General features: G+C 66.5%; 4 protein-coding genes and 1 riboswitch. All 4 genes read right to left on the bottom strand.

All coding sequences use genetic code 11. The features are described 5' to 3' along the window. Positions 1–100 precede the first annotated feature (100 nt). Positions 101–1084: a hypothetical protein gene (locus VIB55_RS08065; RefSeq protein WP_331876162.1), complete on the bottom strand. Its 984-nt coding sequence runs from the start codon at positions 1082–1084 to the stop codon at positions 101–103. A 50-nt stretch (positions 1085–1134) separates the two neighbouring features. Beyond that, entirely contained in the window at positions 1135–1992 is an 858-nt protein-coding gene (locus tag VIB55_RS08060) for an SPL family radical SAM protein (RefSeq protein ID WP_331876161.1), read from the bottom strand. 329 nt (positions 1993–2321) lie between these two features. Continuing rightward, on the bottom strand, positions 2322–4082 hold the full coding sequence (gene thiC, locus VIB55_RS08055) for a phosphomethylpyrimidine synthase ThiC (protein WP_331876160.1): 1761 nt from the start codon (positions 4080–4082) through the stop codon (positions 2322–2324). 123 nt (positions 4083–4205) lie between these two features. Then, positions 4206–4301, bottom strand: a riboswitch (TPP riboswitch). A gap of 332 nt (positions 4302–4633) precedes the next feature. Continuing rightward, a partial coding sequence (locus VIB55_RS08050; protein WP_331876159.1) for a hypothetical protein occupies positions 4634–4918 on the bottom strand: 285 nt, incomplete at its 5' end.

Here is a 4918-nt window from a genome sequence, read left to right as displayed (position 1 = left end):
GACGACCCTAGGCAACGCGCGGCCCCGCCCCCCAGCTCCGCGGAGTAACTCGAGGCATTGCGCGGGCGTCACCACGGCGAAGGAAACCAGCGCCACCGATTCAACGGGCTCTCGGCTGGTAACAGCCGTAGGAGAACGTGTCGGTGGAGTAATCGGGCACCCCGTTCCCGAGCCCGAAGCCAGCCCCTGCCTGGATTGCATCCCGGGTGAGCCGAGTCCGCATTTCCAACACCTCTGTTTGTACCCCCTTGTACGAGGCAACGTCGCTCCAATTGTATGATTTCAGGCCGGCCGCGGAAATCAACTCTTCGACGAAACGCACCTTAGGTCCCTGTTGCCCCTCATCGAATCCCCGATTGGGTGCCAGGAAGACTACGCATCCGCCGGGCCTGAGGCGTTCGTTGAAAAAGTCCATGATTTCACCAATCTTGCCATCCCAATCCCTTTCTTCCAGGTAGTCGAACGTCGTACTGCAGAGGATCAGGTGGTACCCGTCCGTCGCGTAGTCCGCCGCCGCGCCGATTCCGCCTTGCAGCCACCGGGTTTGAGCGATCGGAAGGCCGCTCTGATGCATTTGCGCCATGATGTTCTCGCCAGCGGAAATCATATGGCGGGACGGCTCCAGGCAGTCGACCGTGATCCGCTGCACGAAGCCGGGGGGGAACGCCTGTGACGTCCACGCCGACAGGCCCATAGCCCCGGCCCCGGTCCCGGCACCTACGTCAAGCACTCTCCATGGATCCGCCCACCCCTTTTCGAGCGGTGTGGCAACCTGCGGAAATTTCTCCAGCGCCTCGTACATCTGGCTCACACGCCGCATGTGGTACCACAGCGCGTACGCCTCGCCCATCCGAGGCAGGTCGTAGTCGACGTTTACACCGCGTGAAAGCTTCTTGAGCTCTTCCGACGCATCGCGCAGTTCCTGGTGGAACGGCGTGAGCGTTCCCTGCCGCTCCGACTGGTTCCGCTCGGCCCACACGGCGTTGGCGACGGTCGTCTCAAGGCGGCTGCGCAGCTCTTCAGATAGTGGCATCAGGTGCAGGAACGTAGGATAGGATAAAAAAAGCCGGCCTGCCGTGAACATATGCAGGCCGCATGCAAGCCGACAACCCTTGAGACTAGATGCCGTGGAAATCACTCGGGCATGAACCCGGCCTGTCCTTCGTACAAGCCCGGAATCCGCCGCCTTAGCTCGTTGAACGCCCGGCGATAGGACCGCTGGTCCCAGCCGAATTCAGTGAGAATGTCGTTGGCCATCTGGCGGGTACTGGCCGCGAATGGACCGCGTGACGGCTTGAACGGTTGCGCGACATACACGTCCGCTTCCAGCGCCGCCAGCTGCTCCGCGAAATGGGCCGGATTCCGCAGCGGAAGCATCGGCGTGAGGCACACTCCAACCCGCACGCCGGCGCGCTTGACCTCCATCAGCGCCTCGATCCGGCGGTCGTTGCCGGGGCAGCGAGGCTCAAACCGCTTGCGGATTGCTTCGTCGTCCGTGGTGATGGTCATGTTGACACGGACGTGGGCCAATTTCGAAAGCAGATCGGCGTCCCGGGCCACCAGCGGACTCCGCGTCTGCACCACCAGGCGTGGTTGCCGGCCGGTTTCCACCATCACCTCCAGCAACCCCCGCGTGAGTTCCAGTTCCCGCTCCACGGGCTGGTAGGGATCGGTGACTGAACTCATATAGATTCGCTTCCCCTGCAGGGATCGCGTACGGCGCAGTTGGTCGACGGCGTTCTGCTTGACCTCTACCCAGGCGCCCCAGTTCTCACGACGCTCCGTAGTGCCAGCAAAGAAAGCTGCGTAGCAATAGGAGCAGCCGAACGAGCAGCCTACGTACGGGTTGAGCGTGTAGTCGAACGCCGACATGAAGCCGGTTGCCCGGGTTAGAAGCTGGCGGGTATCGAAAGCGGTGACCGTCGCACCGCCGATCGACTGCGGGATGACGGGAAGCGGCTCCGCTAGGAAATCCAGCTGGGAAGCACTCATATTATTTTCTGCTTTCGTAAATGAGGGCCGCAGTCACGAACAGTAATCGTTCCGAGCCCACCGTTCAAGCAGGGGGTGACGCTCTCGACCCGCCGACAGTCAAGCGCCACGCCGCGAAAGGTGGCGTGCGCTGGGTCAGCGCGCATGTTGGCGGGGGCAGCTTCAGTCTGTAACTGTTGATCCGCCGTGACGATTTTCCTCCCCTCTGCTGCGACGCGGTGTGCGTCGCCAGCTACACCTCGCCGCCCGCTCGCGACTCGGCCGGAAGAAAGAATGCGGGGAGCATCAGCCGGTGTTCCCCGCGCCGTTCATCCGACCGAAGCCGCAGATCAATCCGCCGCGACCGTCTCCTCCGCATCCACGTCCACCTCTGCGGCGCCGGCATCGGTGCGCAGGTACACCTCGGCCCCGCGCTCGCGGAACTCGGCGGACTTGTGGGCCATGCCGGCCTCGATCTCCTTCTGCTTCGCGGCGTAGTCGCGCACGTCCTGCGTGATCTTCATGCTGCAGAACTTGGGGCCGCACATGCTGCAGAAGTGCGCGATCTTGGCGCCCTCCGCCGGCAGCGTCTCGTCATGGTACGAGAGCGCCGTCACGGGATCCAGCGCCAGGTTGAACTGGTCGCGCCAGCGGAACTCGAAGCGCGCCTTGCTGAGTGCGTTGTCCCACTCCTGCGCCCGCGGGTGCCCCTTGGCCAGGTCCGCCGCGTGCGCGGCGATCTTGTACGTGATCACCCCCGCCTTCACGTCGTCGCGGTTGGGCAGCCCCAGGTGCTCCTTGGGCGTCACGTAGCACAGCATCGCCGTGCCGTACCAGCCGATCTGCGCCGCGCCGATGGCCGACGTGATGTGGTCGTAGCCCGGCGCGATGTCCGTCGTCAGCGGCCCGAGGGTGTAGAAGGGCGCCTCCTGGCACCACTCGAGCTGCTTCTCCATGTTCTCCTTGATCAGGTGCATGGGCACGTGCCCCGGCCCCTCGTTCATCGTCTGCACGTCGAACTCCCAGGCGATGCGGTTCAGCTCGCCCTGCGTGCGCAGCTCCGCGAACTGCGCCTCGTCGTTGGCGTCGTAGATGCTCCCCGGACGCAGCCCGTCGCCCAGCGAAAAGCTGACGTCGTACGCCCGCATGATCTCGCAGATTTCGCGGAAGTGCGTGTACAGAAAGCTTTCGCGGTGGTGCGCCAGGCACCACTTGGCGATGATCGATCCGCCGCGGCTCACGATGCCGGTCAGGCGGTTGGCCGTCATCGGCACGTAGCGCAGGAGGACGCCGGCGTGCACGGTGAAGTAGTCCACACCCTGCTCGGCCTGCTCGATCAGCGTGTCGCGGTACAGCTCCCACGTCAGCTCCTCGGGCACACCGCCCACCTTTTCCAGCGCCTGGTAGATGGGCACCGTGCCGATGGGAACGGCGGAGTTGCGGATGATCCACTCGCGCGTTTCGTGGATGTTCCGGCCCGTCGACAGGTCCATCACGGTGTCGGCGCCCCACAGCGTGGCCCAGCGCAGCTTTTCCACCTCTTCGTCGATGGAGCTGCTGACGGCCGAGTTCCCGATGTTGGCGTTCACCTTCACCTTGAAGCCGCGGCCGATGATCATCGGCTCCAGCTCGGGGTGGTTGATGTTGGCCGGGATGATGGCCCGCCCGCGGGCCACTTCCGACCGCACGAACTCGGGGTCCATCCCTTCGCGCAGCGCCGCGTACTCCATCTCGGGGGTGATCTCGCCGCGCCGCGCGTAGTGCATCTGCGTCACGCAGCCGGTGCCGCGCAGGGTGGGACGGGCAAGCGACTCGGGCATTTCGATGGACGGCTTTCCATCCACCGGCCGGTACGTGCGCGCCGCGTTCTGGACGTCGCCGCGCGCGCGGATCCACTCCCCGCGAACGGAGGGCAGCCCCAGCCGCACGTCGGCGCCCAGGGGGCCGCTGGTGTCGTAGACGCGCAGGGGCGGCTCGCCGCCGGACAGCGAGATCTCGCGCATGGGCACGCGCACGCCGTGGCGCCCCTCGACGTACACCTTGCGGCTGTTGGGGAACGCGTCGCCGTAGTCGCCGGCGGTGGCGGTCTGGGGGCGGGCTCGGTCGATCATCTGGGGCTCCTGGAGTGCGGCAACGAAAAAGGCGCCACGCCGGGGATGCCCGGGTGGCGCCTGCGACCGCATCATCCCCCGTCCGGTCCGTGGCGGGCCGGGTGCGGCGGATGGGAACCGTCGATGGACGACACGCCGCGCTCCCTACGCCGGTCTGAACCGGATCAGGTTCCAAGGGACTGTCTCAACCCCGCGGACGGGGTACCCCTGGCGGCTTGCGAACGGAAGGTAACCGGCGAACGGCCCCCGCACCAGCGGTCAGCGGAGGCGATCCATCAGCAGCTGGGCGCGGGCGCGACGGCGCCGAACACCGCGCGCCGCCGCCCGGGGCGTCTCGACCGGGGCCGGCGCATGCCCCGGCTGCCCTCTCCCCCCGGCCCTCTCTCCCGCAAGCGGGAGAGAGGGAGAACTGCACACTGCTCCGGGCGGGCCACGCGGTCCTCCGCACACGAGACCAGGCCAGTCCGCGAAGGCGGACTTCGTGTGGTTGTTGCAGCGAATTCATTCGCCCGACCGGGCCGCGCGGTCCCCGGCTGCCAGCGATCCCTGCCTCACCGCTCCTGGTGGCGGCGCGCAGCCAGGATCACCCCCGCCAGCGCCGGTGCCGTCCATATCAGCGTGGCGACTGCCCACACGCCCGCGTTCACCTGGTCGGCCAGGTTCGGCGGCCCGTGGACCATGACCCCGGTGGAGTGGGTGAGCAGGCCGTAGCGGCCGAGGATCAGCTGGGCCCCGACGTGCTCCACCACCTGGTCCATCACGCCTCCGCTGGCGTCCGCCAGGCCCATCACGACCATGAGGGCGAACCACGCCCCCGCGAACACGCGCAGCGGATA

Source organism: Longimicrobium sp. (genome assembly GCF_036554565.1).
Lineage (GTDB): Bacteria > Gemmatimonadota > Gemmatimonadetes > Longimicrobiales > Longimicrobiaceae > Longimicrobium.
The sequence above is the reverse complement of the archived record's forward strand: the minus strand, read 5'-3'. Positions and strand labels throughout refer to the sequence as shown.

Bases quoted from the DNA above. Each gene is read 5' to 3' on its own strand.
- VIB55_RS08065 (WP_331876162.1), bottom strand. From the start codon at position 1,084: ATGTTCACGGCAGGCCGGCTTTTTTTATCCTATCCTACGTTCCTGCAC.
- VIB55_RS08060 (WP_331876161.1), bottom strand. From the start codon at position 1,992: ATGAGTGCTTCCCAGCTGGATTTCCTAGCGGAGCCGCTTCCCGTCATC.
- thiC (WP_331876160.1), bottom strand. From the start codon at position 4,082: ATGATCGACCGAGCCCGCCCCCAGACCGCCACCGCCGGCGACTACGGC.